This window comes from Chitinophaga varians (genome assembly GCF_014529945.1).
GTDB lineage: Bacteria > Bacteroidota > Bacteroidia > Chitinophagales > Chitinophagaceae > Chitinophaga > Chitinophaga varians.
In genome coordinates, this window is sequence record NZ_JACVFB010000001.1 from 1,629,056 (window position 1) to 1,653,860 (window position 24,805).

General features: G+C 50.8%; 21 protein-coding genes. 3 read left to right on the plus strand and 18 right to left on the minus strand.

The features are described 5' to 3' along the window. From ICL55_RS06165 to ICL55_RS06215, 11 genes are all read right to left on the minus strand, one after another. Nucleotides 1–1,371: a sulfatase family protein gene (locus tag ICL55_RS06165; RefSeq protein ID WP_223151330.1), complete on the minus strand. Its 1,371-nt coding sequence runs from the start codon at nt 1,369–1,371 to the stop codon at nt 1–3. An 8-nt stretch (nt 1,372–1,379) separates the two neighbouring features. Continuing rightward, a complete protein-coding gene (locus ICL55_RS06170; RefSeq protein ID WP_188095156.1) occupies nt 1,380–3,011 on the minus strand; it encodes a sulfatase family protein in 1,632 nt (543 codons plus the stop codon). A 9-nt stretch (nt 3,012–3,020) separates the two neighbouring features. Continuing rightward, a complete protein-coding gene (gene hepC / locus ICL55_RS06175) occupies nt 3,021–4,973 on the minus strand; it encodes a heparin-sulfate lyase HepC (protein WP_188095157.1) in 1,953 nt (650 codons plus the stop codon). A gap of 3 nt (nt 4,974–4,976) precedes the next feature. Beyond that, a complete protein-coding gene (locus ICL55_RS06180) occupies nt 4,977–6,608 on the minus strand; it encodes a RagB/SusD family nutrient uptake outer membrane protein (RefSeq protein ID WP_223151332.1) in 1,632 nt (543 codons plus the stop codon). 20 nt (nt 6,609–6,628) lie between these two features. Next, a complete protein-coding gene (locus ICL55_RS06185) occupies nt 6,629–10,138 on the minus strand; it encodes a SusC/RagA family TonB-linked outer membrane protein (RefSeq protein WP_246496155.1) in 3,510 nt (1,169 codons plus the stop codon). A gap of 164 nt (nt 10,139–10,302) precedes the next feature. Beyond that, nucleotides 10,303–11,286, minus strand: a complete 984-nt coding sequence (locus tag ICL55_RS06190) for a FecR family protein (protein WP_188095158.1) — start codon at nt 11,284–11,286, stop codon at nt 10,303–10,305. Between the two features lie 42 nt (nt 11,287–11,328). Further along, nucleotides 11,329–11,910 (minus strand): RNA polymerase sigma factor, encoded by a 582-nt coding sequence (locus tag ICL55_RS06195; RefSeq protein ID WP_188095159.1) that lies wholly within the window; start codon nt 11,908–11,910, stop codon nt 11,329–11,331. 81 nt (nt 11,911–11,991) lie between these two features. Beyond that, a complete protein-coding gene (locus ICL55_RS06200) occupies nt 11,992–12,690 on the minus strand; it encodes an alpha/beta fold hydrolase (RefSeq protein ID WP_188095160.1) in 699 nt (232 codons plus the stop codon). Nucleotides 12,691–12,744: 54 nt separating this feature from the next. Further along, entirely contained in the window at nt 12,745–13,356 is a 612-nt protein-coding gene (locus ICL55_RS06205; RefSeq protein ID WP_188095161.1) for a Crp/Fnr family transcriptional regulator, read from the minus strand. A gap of 29 nt (nt 13,357–13,385) precedes the next feature. Further along, nucleotides 13,386–14,069 carry an NAD-dependent epimerase/dehydratase family protein gene (locus ICL55_RS06210; RefSeq protein WP_188095162.1) on the minus strand — a complete coding sequence of 228 codons (684 nt, stop codon included), beginning with the start codon at nt 14,067–14,069 and terminating at the stop codon, nt 13,386–13,388. A 51-nt stretch (nt 14,070–14,120) separates the two neighbouring features. Beyond that, nucleotides 14,121–15,830, minus strand: coding sequence for a hypothetical protein (locus ICL55_RS06215; protein ID WP_188095163.1), 1,710 nt, complete (start codon nt 15,828–15,830; stop codon nt 14,121–14,123). Nucleotides 15,831–15,943: 113 nt separating this feature from the next. Here ICL55_RS06215 and ICL55_RS06220 point away from each other — a divergent pair, with 113 nt between their 5' ends. After that, nucleotides 15,944–16,597, plus strand: coding sequence for a hypothetical protein (locus tag ICL55_RS06220; protein WP_188095164.1), 654 nt, complete (start codon nt 15,944–15,946; stop codon nt 16,595–16,597). Here the strand turns inward: ICL55_RS06220 and ICL55_RS06225 are convergent. Further along, a complete protein-coding gene (locus tag ICL55_RS06225; protein ID WP_188095165.1) occupies nt 16,592–18,001 on the minus strand; it encodes an aminotransferase-like domain-containing protein in 1,410 nt (469 codons plus the stop codon). The genes ICL55_RS06220 and ICL55_RS06225 overlap by 6 nt on opposite strands. A 96-nt stretch (nt 18,002–18,097) precedes the next feature. On the opposite strand from ICL55_RS06225, the gene ICL55_RS06230 reads away from it, so the two are divergent. Continuing rightward, nucleotides 18,098–18,559: a GNAT family N-acetyltransferase gene (locus ICL55_RS06230; protein WP_188095166.1), complete on the plus strand. Its 462-nt coding sequence runs from the start codon at nt 18,098–18,100 to the stop codon at nt 18,557–18,559. Between the two features lie 63 nt (nt 18,560–18,622). Here ICL55_RS06230 and ICL55_RS06235 read toward each other — a convergent pair whose 3' ends face one another. The 5 genes from ICL55_RS06235 to ICL55_RS06255 form a co-directional block, all read right to left on the minus strand. Next, on the minus strand, nt 18,623–19,012 hold the full coding sequence (locus tag ICL55_RS06235; RefSeq protein ID WP_188095167.1) for a DoxX family protein: 390 nt from the start codon (nt 19,010–19,012) through the stop codon (nt 18,623–18,625). A gap of 255 nt (nt 19,013–19,267) precedes the next feature. Next, a complete protein-coding gene (locus ICL55_RS06240) occupies nt 19,268–19,570 on the minus strand; it encodes a hypothetical protein (RefSeq protein ID WP_188095168.1) in 303 nt (100 codons plus the stop codon). Nucleotides 19,571–19,713: 143 nt separating this feature from the next. Then, complete coding sequence (locus ICL55_RS06245) at nt 19,714–20,985, minus strand: erythromycin esterase family protein (protein WP_188095169.1); 1,272 nt, start codon at nt 20,983–20,985, stop codon at nt 19,714–19,716. Nucleotides 20,986–21,073: 88 nt separating this feature from the next. Continuing rightward, nucleotides 21,074–21,595: an N-acetyltransferase gene (locus ICL55_RS06250; RefSeq protein WP_188095170.1), complete on the minus strand. Its 522-nt coding sequence runs from the start codon at nt 21,593–21,595 to the stop codon at nt 21,074–21,076. Between the two features lie 88 nt (nt 21,596–21,683). Beyond that, the gene (locus tag ICL55_RS06255; RefSeq protein WP_223151334.1) at nt 21,684–23,093 is read right to left on the minus strand and encodes an aminotransferase-like domain-containing protein; all 1,410 of its coding nucleotides are present in this window, start codon (nt 23,091–23,093) and stop codon (nt 21,684–21,686) included. Between the two features lie 152 nt (nt 23,094–23,245). On the opposite strand from ICL55_RS06255, the gene ICL55_RS06260 reads away from it, so the two are divergent. Beyond that, nucleotides 23,246–23,644: a VOC family protein gene (locus ICL55_RS06260; protein WP_188095171.1), complete on the plus strand. Its 399-nt coding sequence runs from the start codon at nt 23,246–23,248 to the stop codon at nt 23,642–23,644. Nucleotides 23,645–23,767: 123 nt separating this feature from the next. Here the strand turns inward: ICL55_RS06260 and ICL55_RS06265 are convergent, their stop codons facing one another. Then, complete coding sequence (locus ICL55_RS06265; protein ID WP_188095172.1) at nt 23,768–24,748, minus strand: GlxA family transcriptional regulator; 981 nt, start codon at nt 24,746–24,748, stop codon at nt 23,768–23,770. Nucleotides 24,749–24,805: the final 57 nt, after the last annotated feature.

Below are 24,805 nucleotides of genomic sequence, written 5' to 3' on the forward strand. Positions count from 1 at the left end.
TTACGGTTTTAAAAAGGTGAAGTGATCATTTGAGGAAAGGCACCACTGCTGCAGGTAATGCCGGAATTGTTGTTGTATAGGCCGGAAACGTTTATCGGTGGCCAAACTGTGCATCTCACCGGGATCTTGTTGCAGATCAAACAGCTGCTCCCGGATAGGGCCTTTATCATACACGATGTATTTGTAACGGGCGGTGATGACGGCCCTGCCGTCAATGTCGAGCGACTTTTCATTGTCGGCGAAGGTGGTAGCTATCACCAGGGTGTCGCGCCAGGGCTGTGCAGAATCGTGCAGCAATGGCTGCAGGCTGCGTCCGGCGAGATATGACGGCTTGTCGGCGCCGGCATAATCACAAAGCGTCGGGATGATATCGGTACCATTGCACACCAGCTGCTCGCTGATGGCGCCGGCCCGGACACCTGGTCCGGCAATGATCAGCGGCACGCTGGCTGATTCTTCATAGAGTACCTGTTTCTGGTTCCATCGATGCGCCGCATAGCCGTCACCGTGGTCACTGGTGAAAATCACGATGGTATTGTCTTCCAGTTTGTATTTGCGGAGTGTTTCCAGCACCATGCCCACATATTGATCTACCTGTTCGGTCAATCTGTTATAGGCCCAGCGGTAGGCGCGCCATTGGTCTGGCTGCCATTGCAGGGTGGGATAGGTGCGGTAGTTGGAATGTTGCTGTTCGCGCACTACCGGCGGTTCCTGGGCGGGGATGTCAAAATTGGCCGGCAGGGCAGGCCAGTGGCTGCTGTCGGGCAAAGGCGGCAATACGTCCATTTTCATGTCGTCGCCCCGGGCCCATTCACAGATATCATGCGGATTCACGAACGACGCTATCAGGAAGAAAGGCTGCCCGCTGTTTTGTTTGATGAAGGCGGCACAGTCTGCAGGCGTGGCGGCATCCATCCAGTCGCGCATCTGTATGTTTTTCATATACTGGAAACCGTGGCGGGCGCTATCGGTAGTCAACAGCGGGATATGCCACTTGCCGACATAGCCGGTACGATAACCGGCGGCTTTCATCAGTCGCCCGGCCATCATCACGGTATCGGGCCAACGGTTTTCCCTGTCGGACGCATTGGTGGTGATCTGCATCTGGTGCGGCATACGTCCACTGAACATACTGATGCGCGACGGCGTACAAAGTGGCTGCGCACAATATGCCCGGGTAAAACGCACGCCTCTGGCGGCGAGACGGTCCATGGCCGGTGTATGCAGTTCCTTGTTGCCGGCCATGCTCATGGCCTGCGCAGTTTGTTGATCGGTGATGATCCACAGGATATTAGGGCGTGCAGGCGTCACCGTTTGTGCGGTGGCCTGTAAGCTCCAGAAGGCCCCGAGGCACCATAACCATGTTCGCAAGTTCCTGTTCATTTTTCTGAGGGATTAGTGTCTTTGTATTGCTGCTGTAAGGCCAGCAGCTGTTGTTTCAGGCTGTCTGTTACCACGGCGTAAGCCGGATTGCCATATTGGTTTTTCATTTCATGCGGGTCCTGCTGAAGATCGTATAGCTCCCATTCATTAATGTCGTTATAGAAATGAATCAGCTTGTAACGCGCCGTACGGATGCCGTAATGCCGTTTGACCATATGCCACGACGGATATTCGTAGTAGTGATAATAGGTAGCGGTACGCCAGCCGGCGGGCGCCTGGCCATTGCCGGTTAATATCGGCTTCAGTGATTTGCCCTGCATGTTGGCAGGCACGGGAACGCCTGCGTAATCGAGCAGCGTGGGCGCGAAATCTACGTTCATAGCGAAGGCATCGCTGGTGCTGCCTGGACGGACACCTGGCGGATAACGCACCAGCAGCGGCATCCGGTAGCATTCTTCATACATCATCCGCTTGTCAAAGAATCCATGCTCGCCCAGAAAAAAGCCCTGATCGGAAGTATACACGATGATGGTGTTGTCCAGCTCTCCGGTCTCCTCAAGATATTTCAACAGGCGGCCTACGTTGTCATCCACGGCCTTTACACAGGCCAGATAGTCCCGCATATATTGCTGGTACTTCCAACGCACGAGGTCTGCGCCTTTGGGCTTCAGCCGGTTGTATTCGGCCACGCGGCCGGCGTAGGCCCTGTTCCACTGCGCTTTTTCGGCCGGCGTCAGCCGATTGTATACCTGAAAGAACCGGTGCAGGTCTTCTGCTTTGTTATTGGCTTGTTTATAATCATCGCCTTTAGAATCTTTGAACGTACGGCGTACAGGACGTTGTTCCATGGCCTGTAGCGTGTCGGCAGCAGCAATTTTCAGGTCCCAGGCTTCCCACATGTTAGTGCCGATATTCATCAGCTGCTCTTTGGATGCCCTTCCACGGTTACTGAAATCGTCGAGCAGATTGGGTGGCTCAGGAAAAGTAACGCTGTCGAATATCCCGAGGTCTCTGATGGCCGGCATCCAGTTACGATGGGGCGCTTTATGCTGATAGATCAGCAGATAGGGTTGCTGTTTGTTACGATGCTCCAGAAATCGGATGGCCTTGTCCGTAATGACATCGGTGACATACCCTTGCTCCTGGATGGTATCACCATTTTCAATAAAGCCCGGCTGGTAGTATTCTCCCTGATTGGGTAAGATGCTGTAATAGTCGAACCCTACCGGCAGAGAGCCCAGGTGCCATTTGCCGATCATCGCTGTCTGATAACCTGCCTGGTGCAATAGCTGGGGATAGATCACCTGACTGCTGTCGAAACTTTTGGCGTTATCTGTCAGCCCATTGATATGATTGTATTTCCCCGTGAGGATAGTAGCCCGGGAAGGACCACATACGGCATTGGTGACAAAACAGTTGCGGAACAACATCCCTTCACGTGCCAGCCGGTCGAGGTTGGGCGTGCGGATCAGTGAGGTGTCGTAGCAACTCATGGCGCGGGTGGTGTGGTCATCTGTCATAATGAAGATGATATTGGGCCGCTTCTCCAACTTCTTCGGCGCACAGCAGCCTGGCATGGCCAGCCCGGCACAACACCAGAGGGCGTTGCGAAAGAGCGTTGATCGCATAGTATTCGTTTATGGTTTCAGGTGATATCCCAGTTCGTATGATTGTTGATCTATCGTAACGGTAGCGCTTACACGGTTTTCGTCAGCAGCTTTTATGGTAGCCTTGATAACAGGTGCTTTATCGCTCACCGGATATATGACGGTAATAAAGCGCAGCGGTTTACTGTCGCGCTTAACGGACTGAAAAGCATAGGCATCCCGCGGTTCTTTCTGCCGGTACTGATAAGATACATAACTGTCTTCTCTGGCCATGGTAGCGGCTTGGGCCGGGAAGCACTGCAGCAGCACATTGTTATGGTCCGCGAATCCGGTGGAGGCTTTGAACGTTTTCAGGTCGGCGGTAATCTGTCCTTCTTTAAAACCATAGTGCAGCGCTACGTCTCCGGTGGCGTCACCTATTGCTTCATCGATGATCACAAAGAAACGGTTGTCTACAAAGTAAACAGAACGGCGATGGGTAAGCCCTTTATAGCTCGGGTTTTCATACACCAGCAGGTCCAGCCGGGGCGAAGTGCTCCACTGAAGCCGTTTGGCGTTGACTTCCATATCGGCATTGTTCAGCGTCAGGGTATTGTGTACTCTTGTCTGCCGGAACCAGTTACGTTCTTTCATCACAGCTTCGTCACCGCCGTAAACATAACAACCGGCGTCAGGGAAGAAGTTGCGGCCGTTGATATACAACTCAAAGGTGCCATTGTCCGGCTGGCTGTGCCAGAAGGCCGGCGGACTGGCTTTGAGCACCATCATGGTAGCATCAGGCGTCCAGCTGTTGCGGAAGACATAGATACCACCATCTTTTAAGGCATGAGAGAGATGTGCAGGCGGATGACCTTTTTTGAAATCTGAAGCGAAATAACGGATCACTTCATTGTTGGGAAACACTTTCGCCCATCCGCGGAAACTCCTCAGCAGCCCCGATTTTTTCTCCAGTTTGGCATCGCTGAACATGGGGTAGGTATAATCAGGGAAAGAGAACTCAGTCACTGCCATGATCATATTTTCCACGGTAGCTTTGTACGACGCGGGAAACTGATCTTCAATGCCGTTGATCTGCAATACTTCCAGGGCGCGGCAGAATATCTGAATGGCGGCAATATGATAATTGAAAGACAATTCAAACTGAAGCCCGTCGGGATATACCTGCACGCCTATTTCCTTATTGAGGATACTGATGCCGGAAGCCCGCCATGCTGCTGCATCCCGGAACTCCGGAAAGAAGGTGCCGGCGGTTACGATGCGCTGTGCTTCAAACAACAGGTGATTACCTTTTTCGGAATAATGATGTACGATATAATCGGCATGCGTGTAATAGTTACGGAGGAACGCCAGCAGGAAGTCAGGCGTAAAAGCAGGTGAATGCAGAAAATACTGGAACTGTGCCGTCTGGCTTTCTACCCGGTGACTGATTTCCAAAGGTCTCCAGGCAAAGCGGTCGTTGTCTTCGGAAAGGCCCAGCGGGTTTTTGGTGATCCAGTCGAGATACTGGCTGGCCCATGCTTTGGCGTATTGTTCTTCTCCTGTGGCGCGGTACATCTGGCCCATGGGTTCCCACCAGTACATGCGGTGCAGCTGCCAGCGCAGTTCATTGTCTTTCACCGGCCACAGTTGCCAGTTGATATCATCTCCATAAAAATAGGGGGTATAACCTTTATGGGCAAAGAAAACATGGCGTAAGCCATCTTCCGCTTTTTTGCGTTCTTCCGCATTAGGCATCGGTACGGTACCGGTGGCCTCTACCTCCGGGTGGTGTACGTCCTTACGCTGACGGTAGTACGCTAATAATTGTGCTGCCGCCTGATGATAGTCTTTTTTCAGCCAGGAGGCCTTCACATTTTCCATTCCTTTCCGGTCGAGGTCCAGTTTGGAGAACACGCTGGTATCTGATTGGGCCATCAGGCGCTGCTGTCCAGCCAGTAGCAGGACAGGCAGCAGTGGAAAGAGTTCCTTTATGAAACGTACCATGATTTAATATTTTGGATTTTGGGTGAGGGAAGGGTTTTCATCACGCTCGCGTTGCGGGATCGGGAACAGTTCGTGTTTGTTATCCTGGAAGTTGTCGCCTGCCACATATGGAAACGCAGCCCGGTATGCTTTGAGTGCGGCCTGTGTGGCGCGTAATTTGGAGCCGAGCATGTTCCAGCGGATCAGGTCCCACTTGCGGAAGCCTTCAAAACATAATTCGTGCGCCCTTTCATCAACAAGCGCATTAAAGAAAGCGGTCTGGGACAAACCAGGTGTTAAATCGGGTAGCCCGGCACGGCGACGTACTTCGTTGACGGCGTTGTAGGCTATCTGCGTAGGGCCATTCACTTCGTTTTCCGCTTCGGCCTGCATCAGCAGTACATCGGCGTATCGTAGCAACACCCAGTTGATATCTGTATTATTGGGGTCTTTGGGAGCGGTGCCCTGCCAGTTGCGGCGCCATTTTCCGGGCGACCATTTGGCATCATTGGCACCGGTCTGTTGTACAATGGCACCAGTTTTATCAATCTGGAAAGTGGCTACGGCCACGTCTCTACGGAGATCGTTTTTCTCAAAGGTCTTCTGAAACAGGGGATGGGTCACATAGAAGGAGTTGGCACGGCCATAAGGGCTGGCAGCGTCGCACAACGGGCTATTCCAGGTACCTATCACGCCGCTGTTGGGTGCCTGTCCGAGCGGATTAAAGAGCGCCACTTCAAACATGCTTTCTTTGGGTTCCAGCTTCAGCGAACAATAGTTGCGGAACACCTGCTCATAGCTGGGGTTCAGGGAATGTTCGCCGGAGGCGATCACCTCCTTCGTCTGTGTCAGCGAGCTGTCGTAATACTGACGGTAATTGTCCGGACGCTTCATGGTCGCATCCTGTCGCAGGAAGTAGCCGCCGCGGTAAAGATACACACGGGCCAGAATACCTTTCACTGCGCCTTTGCTCACCCGCTCATCCTGTGCTTTGGCGGAGTTCCAGGGCACGGTGGCAGCAGCTTCTTTCAGGTCGGTGATGATCTGGTCATATACTTTCTCCCGGTCTGTTCTGGGCAATTGCAGTTGCTCGGAAGGTGATTGGGTAGGCGTGGTTTTCAGTGGTACATCTCCCCATAGTCTTACCAGATCAAAGTAATACAGACCCCGCAGGAATTTGGCTTCACCGAGTAAACGGTCCAGTGCTTTTTTCTGATCTTCTGTTCCTGTTTTGTAAAGGTCCATCTCCGGTATTCTCAGGATGACCAGGTTGGCGCGGTCAATACCGATGTACAAACTACGCCATGTTTCCCGTAGCCACGGATGCGTGGGTGATACGCCGTAGTGCGCCAGTATACGTTTTTCATCGTTCAAAACGTTGCCCTGCACCTGTGCAATATCCGTATCGATCGCATAGGCGAGCGACAGATAGAAACCATAGGTGCTTTGTTCCCCCAGAATGTCGTACACTCCCATGGTAGCCATGGTAGCCTGATTCACATTCTTAAAGAAAGTATTGGCGGCGTAGTAGGAGGAGGGATCTTCTTCCAGTTGCTTTTCACAGGCAACAGACATCATCATCAGACCGGCGGCCGCAAACGGCGTCAGTTTCCGGCATATGGCACTGCCCATGGCAGTCAGTTTATGGTAAGTCATCGGACGGGTGTTTAATGGGTTTAAAATGCAACATTGGCGCCCAGGGTGTAAGACCGGCTTCTTGGATAAGCACCGAAGTCAACACCAGGCGTAATACCTCCCTGATTGCGGGTGCTTACTTCCGGGTCATAACCGCTGTAGGACGTGAAAGTATAGATGTTGTAAGCCGTGAAGTAGAGGCGACAGCTGTTCACTTTCACACGGCCCAACAAGCTTTTAGGAAGGTTATATCCCAGACTGATATTGTTGATGCGCAGGAAAGAGCCGTCTTCTACCATCTGATCGTAGAATTTCAGATCACGCCCGCTGCCTTCAAGTGAAGGAACGGTCTTGCCTTTGTTCACATCCGCCAGCTGCGCGGGATCGGTGATCCTATTACCGCTGGCATCAATGGTGGTCCAGCGGTCTTTAATATAGGCGTAAGCGTTACGATAGGCCAGATAAGTCTGACTGTTCACCAGTTTGTTGGCATTGTAAATTTTATTGCCATACATCCAGTTGATGAAGATGCTAAGGTCAAATCCTTTATAGGAAAACGTATTGGTAAGGCCGCCGTAATGTTTCGGCGTAGCGTCGCCGATGACGGTACGGTCGTCGGAGGTGATCAGTCCGTCAGCTTTGCCATCAGGACCGGAGACGTCCACCAGCTTCAGATAACCCGGTTTGGGATAGTCGTTGGGGTTATAGGGAATGCCGGGCTTCAGCGTATATTTTTGGGTGGCCGGATTATAATCGAAATCGCTGACCTGATATACGCCGTCGGATTTGTAACCATACATCAGTCCTACGGGAGAGCCTACCTTTACCAGATAGTCGCCTTCCTTCAGCGCGCCGTAGCCGGATTCACCATAGAAGAAACTGGGGCCGGCCAGCGCTTTCACTTTGTTTTTGTTAAAGGAGATATTGAAGATGGTCCGCCATTCAAATTGTTTTTTGCTGATGTTGACGGTATTTAATGTCAGCTCCAGACCCTGGTTGCTGGTTTCGCCGATGTTTTTTAACACGGAGGTGTAACCGGAAATATAAGGCACCTGTGCATTCAGCAGCAGGTCGCGGGTATTGTTGCGATAATAATCTGCTGTCAGCTGTATGCGTTGATCGAGGAAGCCAACATCTGCACCGATGTTTTGGGAGACCGTGGTTTCCCATTTCAGCGCCGGGTTGGGAAGGGTAGTAGAGCCTACGCCAATTACGGGTTGATCATTTAACGGATAGTAGTTGGTGCCTAGCAGCGACAAGGACAGGTAGTTATTGATACGGTTGTTGCCAGACTGGCCGTACGTCAGTCGGAATTTCAGGTCAGACAGCACGTGTTGCTGTTTCATGAAATGCTCTTCAATAGCGCGCCAGGCGAGGGCCAGGGAGGGGAAGTAACCAAACTTGTTACCCGAACCGAATTTGGAAGAGCCGTCGGCACGCATGCTGGCGGTAACGAGGTAGCGGTCTTTGTAACTGTAATTGGCCCTGCCGAAGAAGGAGATCAGTTTTTCTTCTTCGCGGAAGGAGCGGGGAATGCCGGCCAGTGCGCCTTGGGAGAGGTCGTCCAGTCCAAGGTCGCCATTAGGGAATTTAGCGGCGCTGGCTTCCACGAAGCGGGAGGTGGCATATAACTGTTCCTGTCCTATCAGTACGTTTAGTTTATGTTTTTTATGGATGGTCTTGTCGAAAGTCAGTGTGTTGGAGTAGTTCCAGCTGCTGCCTTGTGTGAGGCCGATGGAACCATTAGGACCACCGGTACGGCGGGCATTTACGGAGCGGTCACCGTTGAATAAATTGGCGTCGCGGTTGTTGGTCTTCAGGCCTACCACGCCTTTATAGGTCAGGTTTTTCAGCAGTTTGTATTCCAGTGCGCCATTGAGGTAGAGTGCTTTAAGATCGGTGCTCCGGTATTCAGCGAAGGCGTTGGTACGCGGGTTCTGCATCACGTTGCCGTTGTCGTCCTGCAGGGCGGGGTCTTCGTCGGAATTAACCAGGTCCTGGTCACTACCGGTTTTACCAATAGTAGGGCGGTATTGCAGGATGTTCATCAGTTTGTTGAACCGGTTTTCGCCTTCGGAGGTGCCGCTGCCATAGATGTTTTGGGTGGTGTAAGTTACGCTGGCGGAAGCTTTCAGCCTGTCGTTGTCACTGTGGTCCACACTGAGTTTGGCCACGTTCTTTTTAGCGCCGCTGTTAACCATAACACCCTGTTCGTTATTGAACGAATAGAACATATTGAACCGGGTGTTTTTATTGCCGCCACTGGCGCCGATTTTATGGTATTGTGTGGTAGCGTTGCCACCATACATTTGTTGCTGCCAGTCGATGCCGGGTCTGCCTTCATACAGGTTTTTCAGCTCGCTGAAAGCGCCGTAGCGGGTGGTGAATTTCTGTAGCAGGTCGGCATCACCCATGCTTCTTTCGTAGTCCATCACCACATAATCATAGGGTGTCATCATATCGATCTTGCTGGTCACCTGTTTGCCGCCGTAGTACATATCGTACGATACCTGTGTACGGCCGGTGACGCCTTTTTTGGTGGTCACCAGAACTACGCCGTTGGCGCCGCGGGCGCCATAGATAGCAGTAGCGGAGGCGTCTTTGAGGACTTCTATATTTTCAATGTCAGTAGGATCGAGGAAGCTGAGGCCATCTGTCTGTGGGAAGCCATCAATCACATAAAGCGGCTCATTGCTTTGGGTGATGGAGCCGCCACCTCTTATTTTAATAGAGATGCCTGCGCCGGGAGATCCTTCTGCGGCAGACACCTGTACGCCCGCGGCGCGGCCGGCGAGGGCTTGTGCCACGTTCTGTACCGGCACCTTCGCCAGGTCGCTGCCTTTTACAGAAGCGATGGAGCCGGTAAGGTCGCGGCGCTTAACGGTGCCGTAGCCTACCACCACCACTTCGTCCAGCCCTTTCACATCTTCCTGTAATACCATGTTCACCGGTGCGTTATCGGTAATGGTGAGGTGCATCTTACGGTAACCCATCAACGAAAATACCAGTACTTCTCCTTTGGGGGCGATTATTTTAAACTGTCCGTTAGCGGCGGAGGTGATACCTTTGGAGGTGCCTTGTACGTGTACAGCTACGCCGGGCAGGGGGTTGCCGGCAGCATCGGTGATTTTGCCGGACACCGTAATGCCCGTATCGATGGCCAGCGGTATCTCTTTGGAAAGCGCTTCCAGTTCCCCGGCAGGCAGCTGTTCCAGGCCGGTGATTTTGGGTTTGGCTTTCAGGATAAGGTATTGTTTACCGAGTGGTTCAAATACCACGCCGGCGGGGGCCAGCACGTTTTCCAGTACCGTGCTGATTTTTTCATTGACGAAAGTGCCGTTCAGCTCGGGATACGACTGAAAGAGATGGGTAGTATAGGAAAAACGAAGGCCGGTAAGGTCGGTGATGTGTTCCAGCGCCTGTTCTACCGGCTCGTGATGCAGCGTGATGGTGATGCGCGCGTTCAGCGATTTCTGCGCACGGGCATCCCTGCCATACAACAGGCCTGCCCCCAGCATCACGATCAGTAAAGGTAGAATGGTAGTACGCATAATTATAAGCAATAGCTTACTTATACAATCATTTAATTGCATAACTTCGTAATGGTTTGGTTAATAAAATGTAGTGACTAAGCCTTTTTGCAGGGATGTTGACGCATCCCTGTTTTTGTTTTGTTACATGTTGACGCTGATCTTATATTAGGTTGATAATTTTTTTACCGGCAGCCTTCTCCGCTCCAGGTGATTGTTCCGTTCTGTAGCTGGTACCTGCCGTTGCTGGTGGCGGCAATGAGGTCCAGCGATTGCTGTAATGACTGGTCTGTCAGGTCTACGGTAAGACTGCAAAACTGAAGTCCCTGGCCGTTTATCTGACAGCTGATGTTAAACTTCTCTTCCAGCCGGTGTATGACTTCCGGGAAAGACGTACGGTGAAAATTCATGTTGTACTGTGTACCTTCCTCCAGGAGTGACTGCTCCCGGGGTACTACGGCTTCTACGGTAAACTGGCTGCTGTCGGCCACCAGTTTTTGTTTTGCCGCCAGTACGGTGGTTTGTTTGGGTTGTCCGTTGGTATGGCCGGCCACTGCTACTTTGCCGGTCAGCACACTCAGTTCCACTCCCCTGATGGCGGGCAGTACCCGCAGGTTAAAACTGGTGCCCAGTACTTTGGCAGTATAGCCGCCGGCGTCTACCACAAAGGGCTGGTGCGGCCTTTGGGTCACCTCAAATAACGCTTCGCCTGTCAGCTGTACCTGCCGCACCTCCTGCCGGAAATGGGCCGGGTATTGCAGGTGACTGTTGGGCTTCAGCCATACGATGCTGCTATCCGGCAGGATGACTTTTTGCATGGCGATGCCGCTGTTCACTTCGTGGACCGTGGTGGTGTCCGACCACCAGTGATAACGTGGCCCTGTCAGTACCAGCACAGCGCCGAGACAGGCTGCCGCAGCAATACCGTACCAGGTATATCGTTTAGGCGCGGACGTTGGTAAAGGCCGTTCTCCCTGCATGCGTGCTGTAAGCTGCTGCAGGATGCGTTCCCGTATAACGGCCGGTGCATCACTGTTTGCCGGTAGTATCAATTTTTCATCGTCGAACTGGTTGTACCAGTCGTTGAATTCTTCGAGTTCCGCAGCAGAAATATTGCCTTGCAACCATTTCTGCGCCAACTCACGGACCCTTGGTGGTGGATGTTGCATTGGTGGATTTATATATAATGACAAATAAGAGAGACAGATGTCCTAGCGGGTCAGCAAAAAAATTATAATTATTCTGAAAAGTTCTGTGAACGAGCCCCGGAGGCTCTTTAACGCCCGGGTGAGATGATTGGCGACAGTTTTTTCTGAAATGTCAAGGGTAGATGCGATCTCTTTGCGGGAGTAACCACCTTCGCGGCTCAGCCGATATACAAGCCGGCATTGCTCGGGCAGGGCTTTGATGGTTTGCTGCAGCTGGCGTTGCATATCGGCTACCTGTAGCTGCTCTCCGGCCGATTCATCGGCAGTGGGGCCGGTATAGACGGTGTATTTTTCATAACGCAGGAAACGCTTCTGACGCGCCAGGGTATTCAATACTTCGTATTTCACCGCAGTGGCCAGATATGCAGGAAGCGAAAGGGTGACGGAGATATCAGCCCTTCGCTTCCAGATATTATAAAAGACTTCCTGTACGGCTTCTTCCGCTTCAGCCGCATTGTTCAGGCGGTTAGCGGCTATCACGTACATTTTATCCCAATACCGGTTGTACAACTCGGTAAAGGCAGCTTCATCGTTCTGTTTTAGTTTGTCGAGTAATACGGAATCCCCCAGCTCTTTCATACGCATTAAACATCCCCTTAAAGAAGCAAGATTGGTTGATGAATGCTCTAATGTAAGAAAAACCGATGCATTATGCAAACGTTTGAATTACTTTCCCAGAAAGTCTTCCAATATGCGGTTGAATTGCCCGGGATGCTCCATCATCGGGGCATGGCCACACGCGGATAACATGACCAGTTGTACATCCGGCAGCAGTTGCTGAAACTCGTAGGCTACATCGGGAGGGCTCACCCGGTCTTCTTCTCCCCAAATTAACAAGGTAGGGGTAGGGATCTCCGGTAAAATAGCCGCTACATGATTACGCTGGGCCGATTTGGCGGTTTGTACAATGCGGAGACATTTAATACGGTTCCGGGTGATCTGAAGTACTTCGTTTACCAGCGCGTCGGTGGCAACGGCCGGATCATAAAAAGTATAGGCTACCCGCTCCCGGATATATTCATAATTGCCCCGTTTGGGATAATTGCCCATGATGTTGTTTTCATATAAACCGGAACTGCCGGTAAGCACCAGCCGGGATACTTTGTCCGGATGCCGGTGCGTATAGAGAATGGCCACATGGCCTCCCAGGGAATTGCCGATCAATACAGGCTTTTCCAGTGTATGCTGTTGGATATATCGTTCCAGAAAACGAACGAGGTAGTCAAGATTATCCTCGTTGTGCTGATCATAAATAGGAAGTAACGGGATGTGAATGTCATAGCGTGATCCAAAATGTTGTATAACGCCTTCCCAATTGCTAAGCCCGCCGAAAAGTCCGTGTAATAAAATCATGCTTTGCTTCATAGATTATCTTTTTTGAAGCAAAATTATTGGTTCGTATTTTCAGCATCCGTGATCTCAATCACAAAAGTTGCGGGACTGGTCCAGCAGGTATAAACGTGCTCTGCTCAAGGCTTCACGGCTGGTATAGAGGTAGCGGGCAATATTGGTGAGGGATATTTTCTGAATAATGGCCGGTCGCCTTTCCAGCAGGAAACGGTATCGCTGTAAAGGCGTTTTCAGGGAAAGGATATACTGGTGTTCTGACTGTTGCTCCGACAACTCCTGAAACAACTGCAGGTTGACATGCAGCAGGTTCATATGCAGGTCATACAACGGTTGTAATTTCCTGATATTGATTCGTAATATGACCGCGTCTTCGATGGCCGTAATACTGACAGCAGACGGCGCTTTTTTATGATAGCTCTCGCAGTTGGCCAGAAAATCATCCGCGAAACCGAAGCGCACTATTTTTTCATTGCCTTCATCGTCCAGGATGGAAAACTTGAACATACCGGAAAGGACAAAAGCGGAATAACGGGCCACTTTACCATAACGCAGAAAAGATTCTCCCTTGCGGATATGCTTTACTACGGCTATCGTGTCCAGCAGTTGCCATTCTTCCGGCGTCACTACCGGATATTTTTTCATCAGCCGCTGATACCAGGATGGAAGCTCATAAGTTGTCATGGCGTAAAATTAATGGAAAATTACGGGAATTATTCGCACCTGCTTTTTGCCAGCCGGATGATGTCTTTTCCGCTGATGATCTGTTGGGGATAGTCCAACAGGGTGACATTTACCATGGCCTGCCCCAGCTCCTGCAGGGTACAGAAGTAGTTGGGCCGGATCATCCTGCCGACAGGGTACAGCCAGTTGATAAACCGGTAAAAAGTATGGGTATTTTTGAGTCCTTTGGTAGGCCTGATGAAACCAGGCCGGAAGGCATATACTTTCCCAAAAGGCAGCTTCATCAGATCGTTTTCAGTCTTCCCTTTTACGCGGGCCCACGCGCGACGGCCTTTCTCGGTACTGTCGGTGCCGGCGCCGGACACATAACAGAAAACCATCTCGTTGTTCTGCTCGCTCAGCACGCCCGCCACCCGCATGGTGAGGGTATAGGTGAGATGGTAATAGGCATCCTGACTGATGCCGAGAGAAGATACGCCAAGGCAGAAGTAGCAGGCGTCATAACCCCGGAGCTGCTCCGCAATGGGAGACAGCTCCAGGAAATCCTGATGGATAAGCTCTGTTAATTTGGGATGACTGATGCCACATGGCTTGCGGCTGATGATCAGCACGCGCGCTACCTGCGGGTGATGCAGGCATTCGTTAAGCACCCCTTCACCCACCATACCGCTGGCACCGGTAACAATCACTTTCAGTTGCCGGAGTTCGTTCATGGTGATGGTTTTATATACAGTAAGTTAATCGCTTTTGGCCAGTTGCCCAAATCAGAGCGATACCCACACCACACGGGCTTCTTTCTTTTTACCGGTTTTTTCAATCATCATCGTGGCAAATGATTTTCCGTCTTTGCTCCGGGTGATCATTTCCAGTTGTGAAAACCGGGCAGTGCGCGCTTCGGGAGCACCATACAGATAAGTTTTGGTGATCTGTCCGTTCTCATAAACAGCACATACCGTGTTGGTCCGGCTGAACCACGACACCTGCTTTTTGGTGCGATAATCTTCCCGGGTATCTGTTGTATTGGCCGCTACATCGTTATATAAAATATAATCCTTCCCATTGGCATGGAAGAAATCGTAGGAGCCAAAGCCGGATAAGTTCATCCAGTCGCCGTTATCACGAAATGTCCATCCGGATTGATTGCGGTGATGGATATGGAAGATGTCGATGTTGGCTTCGGCCTGTTGGTCTTTGGCAATAGCATAACCGTTGATCTCTTTACCGGAGGTATCCAATGTAGCGATACCAATTTCGCCCAGGCGGCTGGAATAACGCTTATTGGCGGAAGTGGTGGTGTGCACCACGCCGGTGCTGTCGGTATGGGTGGTGGTAGAGTAGGGTTCTTCTGATACCTCCAGTTCTTCAAACAATAACTGCGTAGTACCGTCGGCGTTAAGGTGAAAGTCCTGGATAACGCCGCGATAAGGATGACGGTATTGCAGGTGCTCCTTCGCATAACGGTTGAGCTGTGGATGCGCTACGTAATAATGTTGTTTTACGGACAGATTTCGCGGATCTATGATGTTCATCAGCAACGCGTAATCTTCATAGAAGCTCCTGCGCATAATGAACTCCTCGCTGCTTTTAAGCAGTCTTTCCCGCACGCTGGTCAATAAATACAGCATGCCGCTTTGCGGATGGTACTTCATGGCTACGTCTCTGATCTGCAGCCGGGCGGTATGTTCCAGCAGCGAGGTTTGAAATGTTTGTCCGCCGCGGGGAAGGGTGCCGATAACCAGGCGGGAGTCTCCGTTCTGAAATACATTTCTGTTGTATGCGAAGGCGGCTACAAGCACACTGGTATCGCCCTGTACATACATGTCGGCGAAATCGATGTACTTATAAGGACTGCCGGTCAGGTCAAACGGAGCATCGCTCAGCAGCTCGTGTTGCGGACTGTAGTGGCGGATTCTCAGTTGTTGACCGGTTTTTCGCGTACGCAGATCATTCATGGCCACCGCATAGTAATCGCTGGAAGGATCTTTCCGGACCATGAATTCAGGGGAGTGCTCGTTGTCATGCACCGCCGGGGTGCGAGTGAACAGGGCTGTTCCCGGGAGACTGGCGATCAGCTTTTCCGATAGCAGCGCGCCGTTGTTACTGTCAAAAATAAAACGGTACAATCGTGGCTGCCAGTTGATTTGGTTTTCGAGGAATACGACGGCCTGACCATTGATTTCGTATATCCCGCGCAGTTCGGAAAAGCGCATGCGCCGGTTCTTCCACGAGGCAACGTTAGCATGTGTAACAACACGCTGTCGATGATCAGGGCCGTATACCGTGACGTCTATGCCACGGCCGGGCGTGAAATGAAAGAAAAGCGTATGGCCGTTTTGCATAAGCAGGAGGCGGCTGGCGCCATTTTCCGGTTCCTCAAAGGATTGACTTTGTGCGATGATTTGAGGGGAGGGCTGGGCACTGGCATAGAGTACGCTCAGTGCGCATAAGCAGGTTACCATTAATTTTCCGGACATAGGAAATGTTTTATAAGCAGGTTGTTTAAAACAACATCTGTGCCGTGTCATCGTCAAATTGTCCAGCGTGAAAAACATTTTTTTATACTGCTATTTCCCGCACTTTTGCAGTCATGGAAAATAAGCTGGAATTTATCATAGAGAGATTGTTGGGCCGTAAGCTGCAGCCGGAAGACGGTGTCAGTACAGCGGAGATAACGGCAGCAACGCAACGATTGGGCATTGAACTGCCACCGGTACTGCAAACATTTTATCGGTTGGCCGGAAAAGAAGAAACCGTGATGGATGTTTTCCAGCATTTTACGCCGGTAGAAGAACTTTTTATGGAAGATGATAAACTGGTTTTTCTGGAAGAAAATCAAGGCGTGTGTGTATGGGGGATCGCACGGAATGAAATTAATAACGATCAGGCTACGGTGTATCAATGCCCGTATCCGGATGATAAATGGTATGCAGAAGATGATACGTTGACTACTTTTCTCGAAGGCGTCCTGTACTATCAGTTTGCACAGGGCGGCTACGAATGGGTGGGCGCGCTCTATACCGGCATGGACGATCAGGAAATTGCAGGTGTATTGGAAGATGCAGAGCACTGGGAGAAAGTAGTAGACCAACCAGGGGGGCTCGTGGTCTACTGGCGCCAGGATACCTTAATATGGTATTGCCCCGATCAGGAAGGAGGCGTCAGTGAATCGTTGTTCGCCAGCAGTCGTACGGAAGAAGCGTACGATGACATGGAAGACCGTTATGCTTTTAAAGCATTATAGGTTGCCCGCAATTTTGCCCAGCTGCTGAAGTTTGCGCTGCAACTGTTCTGACCACGGAAGACCCAGCGACAGCCGCATACAGTTATCAAATTGTTGTTGCAGCGTAAACATCCGTCCGGGTGAGATGCTGATCTTTTGCCGGATGGCCTGTTCGTAAAGCTCCGTGGTATCGATGTCTTTATGTAGCTCCACCCAGAGCGACAGCCCGCCTTGTGGCCGCGCTATACGTGTTCCCTCAGGGAAATGGGCTGTGATGGCATTCGTATAGTGGATACAGTTGGTATGCAAGGTGTCCCGTAGTTTTCGCAGATGCAGATCATAACCGCCGTTTTCCAGGAATGTGGCGATGGCCTCCTGTGTAAGCGGGGAGGTGGATAACATATGCACATATTTCATTCGGAGCAGCTGCTCTTTATAGCGACCGGGAGAAACCCATCCCACGCGATAGCCCGGCGCCAGTGTTTTGGAAACAGAACTGCACCACAATACATTTCCGGTTTTATCAAATGCCTTACAGGAAGAAGGTCGTGAGGCCCCGAAATACAAATCACTATACAGATCGTCTTCTATCAATGGCACCTGGTGCTGCTCCAACAGCTGCACCACCGTTTTTTTGTGCTCGTCCGGCATACAACAGCCCAGCGGCGTACTGAAATTGGGCACGAGCAGACACAGATCGATATCCTTCACGACAGCTTTTAGTGCCTTTAAGTCGATACCTGTTTGCGGATGCGTAGGCAGCTCCAACACCCGTAAACCCATGCTCTGCGCCAGTTGCAGGATGCCGGAAAACAGCGGGCTTTCGGTGGCGATGGTGTCACCCGGTTTGGTGAGCGCCAGCATACAGAGGCTGACGGCATTCATGCCGCCGCTGGTGGTGATGATATCGTCCGGAGATAGACTGCCACCCCACATAAAACTACGCCTGGCGACGGCACGTCGCAGGTTTTCATTACCCGGTAGCGGCTCATAGCCGGTGCTGCTGTCTTTTAGTTCTCTCGAAGCTTTCAGCAGGCATTTGTTGAGCTTGGCCACAGGCAACATTTCGGGGGCCGGTACACCAACGGAAAAGAACGTCACACCTTTGCGCTCCGTGCCGCCATATATTTTACTGATCAGCTGGTCCGGTATGGAACGGCTGTCTTTCCCCGACGGTTTGCTGGCAGCCGGCAGGGGCAACTGACGGGGAGCTGCCGTTACAAAGTAACCGGACTGCGGCTTGGAGGTGATCAACGCTTTGCTTTCCAATTCCAGATAAATCCGTTTGGCGGTATTCATGCTGATGCCCTGCTCCTGGCAGATGGTACGGATAGAAGGAAGCTTATCGCCCGGCTTCAGTACGCCGTTGCGGATCAATTGTGTGATCTTCTGCGCTATCTGTTGGTAGATATAGTCCTTCTTCATACATCCCGGATTAATTAACTGTATCTGTCAAAAATACAAAAATTGTAACTGTGTCCATATGTTGTTTTTGATCATTTTTGTGGAAACATTTTTCAGATGACCAATCAATGGGAGATTAAGACGGGCATCGGGCATATGGACCTCGCTGCCATACATCAGTTTCTGCAAAACGATTCCTACTGGGCGAAAGGGATCGATTTTGAATTAGTAAAAGCATCGCTGGAAAACTCTTTTTGTATCGGTGTGTTTCTGGACAACCAGCAAATTGGTTTTGCCCGTGTCATCACTGACTATACTACTTTCGGCTGGCTGGCAGATGTATTCGTTTTGCCGGCTTATCGCGGCAGGGGCATTTCCAAAGCGATGATGCGTTTTCTCACAGATCTGCCATGGGTAGGAAAACTGCGCCGGTTGATGCTGAGTACTTTGGATGCGCATGAATTGTACCGTGGCTACGGTTTCAAAAACCTGGGCAACGCGGCATCGATGATGGAAGTGCATCGGCCGGACGTATATCTCAAACCAACCACCGGAGAAGCGTCTGCGGTATCGGGATAAAAAAATCCGGAGAAACTGGCGACATACCAATTTCTCCGGATATCCTGTATGATGAAGCGATGGTTAATCTTTGCTCAGGGGGATCAGATTGCGGATACGGTTGTCCTGCAAATACAATCCAGCCCAGGTGAGTATGCCAAAGAGCACGGCGAACCAGAAAGGTTGTGCTGCGCGGATCATGATGGCCACGGCGCCACCAAGATAGGCGGTGATCAGAATGGCGCCCAGCACCGCAGTACGGGGAATAGCGTACAAAATGGTGGCGATCAGCAGGACGAAGCCAATGAATTGTACCTGCGAAGCGGGCCAGCCCAGTGCCACAGAGCCTTCCATGGAATATTTATTCTGGATAATTTTCATAATAGCATCAAACAGTGAAAACAGAATCACCAGAATGCTGATTACTTTGCCCGTGATGCGAACAGGTTTTGAAGGAGCAGTTATCGTTGTCATGAGTGTAATTGTTTAGTTTAGGTTTTAAATAGATAGTGAATCATTGTTGTCAATAACCCTCAAACGCTTCCGGAAAACCTTGTGGTGATTGACTGATACAAAAGTACTGTCAATTGTGATAACGAATGTTGTGTAAATCCGACATTCTTGGGGGGTGTTTGCGGCGAATAAAAAAAGGAGCGACTTAAAAAGGCTGGTGCTGTGTCCTTAGCAGCTTTATGTTGGAAAGAACTATTAATATATTAGTCCAGGGCTTCAGCCCTGGGAGATAGCAGCAATGTGCTCGCTGGAAAAAGTAATCTCATCTCCCTGCTGTATCGCTTTGACGTGTTGCATAGGAGAGAGTAATATACCCTTGTACTGATGGGCTTCCACGGCCGTGACTTTTGCCAGCAGCCGCTCTGCTTTACGGCCGGAAGTACTGAAACCATAAACAAAAAACAGACAAACGGTGTCGCCGTGGGTCAGACGGGACAACTCTTCTGCGGCGGGCTTACTGAATACCCCGGGATTTTCTGCAAGGATCGCGGATACGTTCTCGAACTGTAATGACGCCATATGGTTAAATTGATTATTGGTTGCTGCGACGAGGAATCACTCTAATTTACGAATTTTTTGATGTACGATTTTTTGATTTTTGGGGATACATATAAGCGATCCCCAAAATCAAAAAATCGTACATCAAAAAATTCGTAAATGTTTCATCGGTCCACCGGAGTAGATGTGTGGATATAAAAGAGACCGTCGAAAACATTCGGCCAGATGCCTTTCAGGGGAATGAAATCAAACAGGGTACCCCGTTGTTTTTGCTGCAACCAGCCTTTTGCGGTGCGGTAGTCTGTAAATGCCTGCGCATAGCCGGTAGCGTCGAGTTGCCCCTCTACACTGGCCGGTACTGCCGGCGGTACGTTGGCGGTTTGGCCATTGTTGAAGTCAATGTAGGTACCGGTGGTTCCGGAGAAACCGACTGCATAAGCCGCCTTACCGAAATGTTTGCTCACGGTAACGCCCATGGGTACATATGTTTGCAGGAAAGGAACAGGCTTGCCGTTGGCGTCTTCCAACATGCTGGTATTTTTAGCGATGTGGATGTTATGCGCCCACACGATGATTTTTTTGCCGGGAAATACTTTCTCCGCCAGCCAGATAAAGTTTTCTGCCATCTGCTTATCACGCACACTCAACTCATTGCCGGTAACCAGGCCCCAGTAACGCAGTGCCTGCGACTCGATACTTTCGGTCACTTTCAACCAGAAACCAGGGGAGGCGGTGAAGTGCACCGGTTTATCCTGCTCTTTAGACAACGTCGCTTTGAGTTTGTTCAGCACTGTAAAGAAAGTTTCCTGCTCAGCTGCGGTAGGCCGGTATTGGTTGGAGGCGAACGTTGCCACGGCTACACGCCGGAACAGCTGCCAGCTGCTGTCCGGCAGGGAAATATGTTTTTGTTGCAGAAACTGTTCAAAGTCCGGAAACAGTTTCGTCTTCGCAAACTCGCCGGAGTGTTGACTTTCAAAACCGGTAACGATGAGCGGCTTAGCGCTTTTTACATTCGCCTGAACGTAATCGTGCAGGGGCTGCATCTGTTTACTGGTGGCCCACATGAAGAAAAGGCTGCCGACGATCTCTTTGGAGTACTGCCCGCCTTTGATGGTGTTGTCCCAGATGCGTGCGCAGTCATACAGGCCGCTTTCAAAAGCAAGGACTTCAAAGCCCATCTTTTCATGCAGGAATTTAATGAGCCGTGTTTTAGCGAGAAACGTAGTGGCTTCCCCGTGCGTTTGTTCTCCGAGCATCACTATCCTGGAACGGCCGATGGCGGCGCGGAATGGCTCCAGGTCTGCATAACGGTCATCCGAAGGGTCAATAGACCGGATCTCTGCAACGTTCGGAATGTTGGGCGCCTGTGCGGCGGCTGTCTGACTGTAGAAGGCGAAGGCCAGTATCAATGGCCGGAGGGATTTGCGTATAAGCATAACTGTTAGTGCATAAAATGATGATACAGGGAAGTCGGCCTGACCGTGTAAAAGTACTATCAGCCCGACCGGCCTCCCGGTAATTTAATCATTTTCGCCTGATCAGGTATATGCCTGGTAATGGCAAATCTTCCAACGCATCTTGTTGACCTGTCTGCCGGAAATTGTTGGCCTCAAAGTAAGGCAGCAACGGACTACCAGTGTATTCATGCATCCACAGTGCGTCATAGGACTGACCCACCTGCAGGCACTTTTTCAGCAGCGCTTCTATGCAGCCACTGTCTGTATATTGTTGCAGCACGCCAAAACCAGTCAACCTTTTTGCCTTTTTTTCGGGGAGATGGTCCGGCCGTTTACCCGCAGAAGTGATCAGGGCGTATCCTGCCGGCTCGTTGCCGGCATATACCATGAGCCATTGGTTGGAGAAATTGTTGATGTCCGATGTAAGTTGTTGTGGGGTATATCTGTTGAGATAATTGTCAAGCTGCGCGTCGGATAACTGTTGTCCGTATTTCTCTTTTGCCAGTTTTGCTATCAGGGAAAGCAGGGCCTGTATGCTGGCTTCGTTGACAACCACAAACCGGGTGGTGATATTCAGTGCAGTCTCCATTTCTTTAAGCATTGTTTCACGGTAAAGGTAACCCGGCTATCCGTGTTCACTGCGGTACACATCCTGTATAAAGAAACGGTACAGTTGTTTACAGCAGTGCTGCACCGGCTTTCTTAATAGCCCGTTTTCTGGCTGCCGTATAGGTATCGGCAAAAACCAGCCGGAAACAGTGCCGGAACGCGCCGGAAAAAGAAAAGGTGTCGCCCGGGGTGAACTGTACGCCTATACGCTGGCAGGCCTGATAAAAGGCACCCATATCGGTATGGGCAGGCAGCTGTATCCAACTGTTATATCCGCCGGTGGGCCTGCTCATGGTGGTGCCCTCCGGAAACGACGAGCTGATAAGGTGCAAGGTGAGCCACGCATTTTTGGCCAGCTGTGTCCGGAACGAACGCAGATGCCGGTCGTAGCTGTTACTGCGCAACAACTGAGTGACTGTTTCCTGAAATATCGGCGATACGGTACTGCCCAGGGCAAACCGTACCTGTTCGGCCTGAGACAGGTAGCGGCCGGCCGATAGCCATCCCAGCCGGATGCCGGGCGCCAGTGTTTTGGAATAAGAGGAAAATGTCATCACCAGACCGCTGTCGTCCAGCGCCTTCAGCGGCGCTGGACGTGCACCGCTGAAATGCAGGTCGCCATAAATATCATTCTCTATTAGCGGAATATTGTGCAGCTGCGCCACTTCCAGCAAGGTCTGTTGCTGCGTGGGCGACAGGCTGGTGCCGGTGGGGTTATGGAAGTGAGGTGTCACCACGATTGCCCGCACTTTAGTGCGGTGGCATACTTTGCGAAGCACTTCCACATCAAAACCATCCGGGCCGACCGGTATTTCCACTACCCGTAGCCGTAGAACGGAAATGACTTCCAGCACAGAGAACACGCAAGGGCTTTCTACCGCCACCACATCACCGGGTACGCATACGGCCGACAAGGCAATGAATAATGCCTGCAACGCGCCATCTGTTATCAATAGCTCTTCTGCGCGGAAAGCAGTGCCATAACCTGCCGCCCGTTGTATGATCTGTTTTTTCAACGCCGGTGAGCCACCGGCAGGGTAGTAGCGTAGTAAACCAGCGCCTTCCGTACGGACCACCTGTTGCAGCGTACGCAGCAGCAGCTTCTGTGGGATCATCAGATCGCCTGGCGCAGTCACGTGAAAAGCCGACAGGCTATGACGCCCTGCTGGCTGAGCAGTCGTAAGCGCCAGCCGATGTTGGAAAACAGCATCCCTTACAACCGGTGATCTGCCTGCTTTTGCGGACTTTTCGGCCACCTGTTGGCGGCTGACGAAATAACCGGAGCGTGGCAGGCTCTCCACCAGCCCACGCATCAGCAGGTCCTCATAACCACGCTGGATAGTACTCATGCTGGCGCCATATTTTTCTTTCAGGGACCGTACCGAAGGCAGCTTATAGCCAGGCTGCCAAAGACCTTCCCGGATATTCTTCTCTATATCACGGGTAAATATTTCATGCCGGTAAGTTTTGATAGCCAAATCTGTACTGTTTATTTATTGCAAATATACAATCTGTACCGAAAAGCAGACGACGGTCGTATTTTCCCACCATTATTGTCGCTTTTACACGCGGTGCCAACAGGAAATTCGACATAAGTTTGCATCAACATCAAACAAAAAAAAATTCATCTATGGCAACAGCTATTTTCGTCAACCTGCCGGTTAAAGACCTTCAAAAGAGCATTCAGTTCTTTACACAGCTGGGTTACAGTTTTAATCCCCAGTTTACAGATGATAAAGCAGGATGCATGGTGATTTCCGATACCATCTATGCGATGCTGCTCACAGAGCCTTTCTTCAAAACTTTTATTGATAAGGACATCTGCGATGCGAGCAAACAAACGGAATGTATCAACTGCCTTTCTGTTAACAGCAGGGAGGAAGTGGACGCTATCGTGGCTAAAGCAGTAGCCGGCGGCGCTACCACGCCCCGGGCGCCGCAGGACCATGGGTTTATGTATGGCCATGGTTTCCAGGACCTCGACGGCCATCTCTGGGAATATGTGTTCATGGAACCAACCCAAAGCTAATTACGAATTAGGAATTAGGAATTACGAATGAAGGGCCTTTTTATGGGAAGTTACTTAGTATCCTCTCCATAAGAAAGCCCTTCATTCGTAATTCGTAATTCGTAATTTGTAATTCGTAATTGATTATTCTACTTCTATTTCTTTATTGTACCGGTTCCGGTACTGTACCGGCGACATACCCGTGATCTTCTTAAAAGTAATTCTGAAAGCTTTAGGATCGGTATACCCCACATTGTACATCACTTCGTTGACATTCTCGCGCGATGATTCGAGGCTCTTTTTAGCCGCTTCGATTTTCACCCGCTGGATATACTCCACCACCGTGTTGGATGTTGCTTTTTTAAACCGCCGCTCCAGGTTTCTCCGGCCAAGGGTAAACATGTAGGCCAGCTGATCGACGGTGATTTTTTCGGTGAAATTTTTCTCGATGAATTCCTGTGCTTTGCGGATAGGCTCATCTTCGTGGTCTTTCTGGCCGCGGAACACCATAAATGGCGACTGGCTGTCGCGCTGAATATCTATCTGGAAAGCTTTGGAACAGAAAACAGCGATCTGCCGGTCGCAATATTTTTCTATCAGATAAAGAATAAGATTGAGATAGGAGAAAGCACCGCCGCTGGAATAGATACCATATTCGTCGGTGAGGATTTTATCTTCCACCAGCTCTACCTGTGGGTACATCTTCCGGAAATCGTTGGCGGCCATCCAATGGGTGGCACATCGGCGACCGTTCACCAGCCCGGTGGCAGCCAACAGGAATGCGCCTACACAGAGACTGCCCACTTCTGCGCCGCCTTTGTATTGTTGCACAATCCAGGGGAGGAACTCCCTGTTTTGTTCAATGATTTTGGGCATATCACCATCCAGCGCCGGAATAATGATCAGGTCTGTTTTAGGAATGTCCTTGATGGTGGCATCCGCAAAAACAGTGTACATCCCCCCGCATGCGGGTACTTCTTGGGTCAGCCCTACCAGCTGCACCCTAAACAGGGGGGAGTCGCCATTGTTTTTCAACATCTTGTTTACCTCGGTAAACACCTGACGGGGCCCTTCAATACTGCCTAGTACGGCTCCTCTGGGAACCAGGATAGATATGTGCTTCATAGGGTAAAGGTAAATGGGGTATTTGTCGGGATCAACCCCTCCGTTTGGCGTAATTAC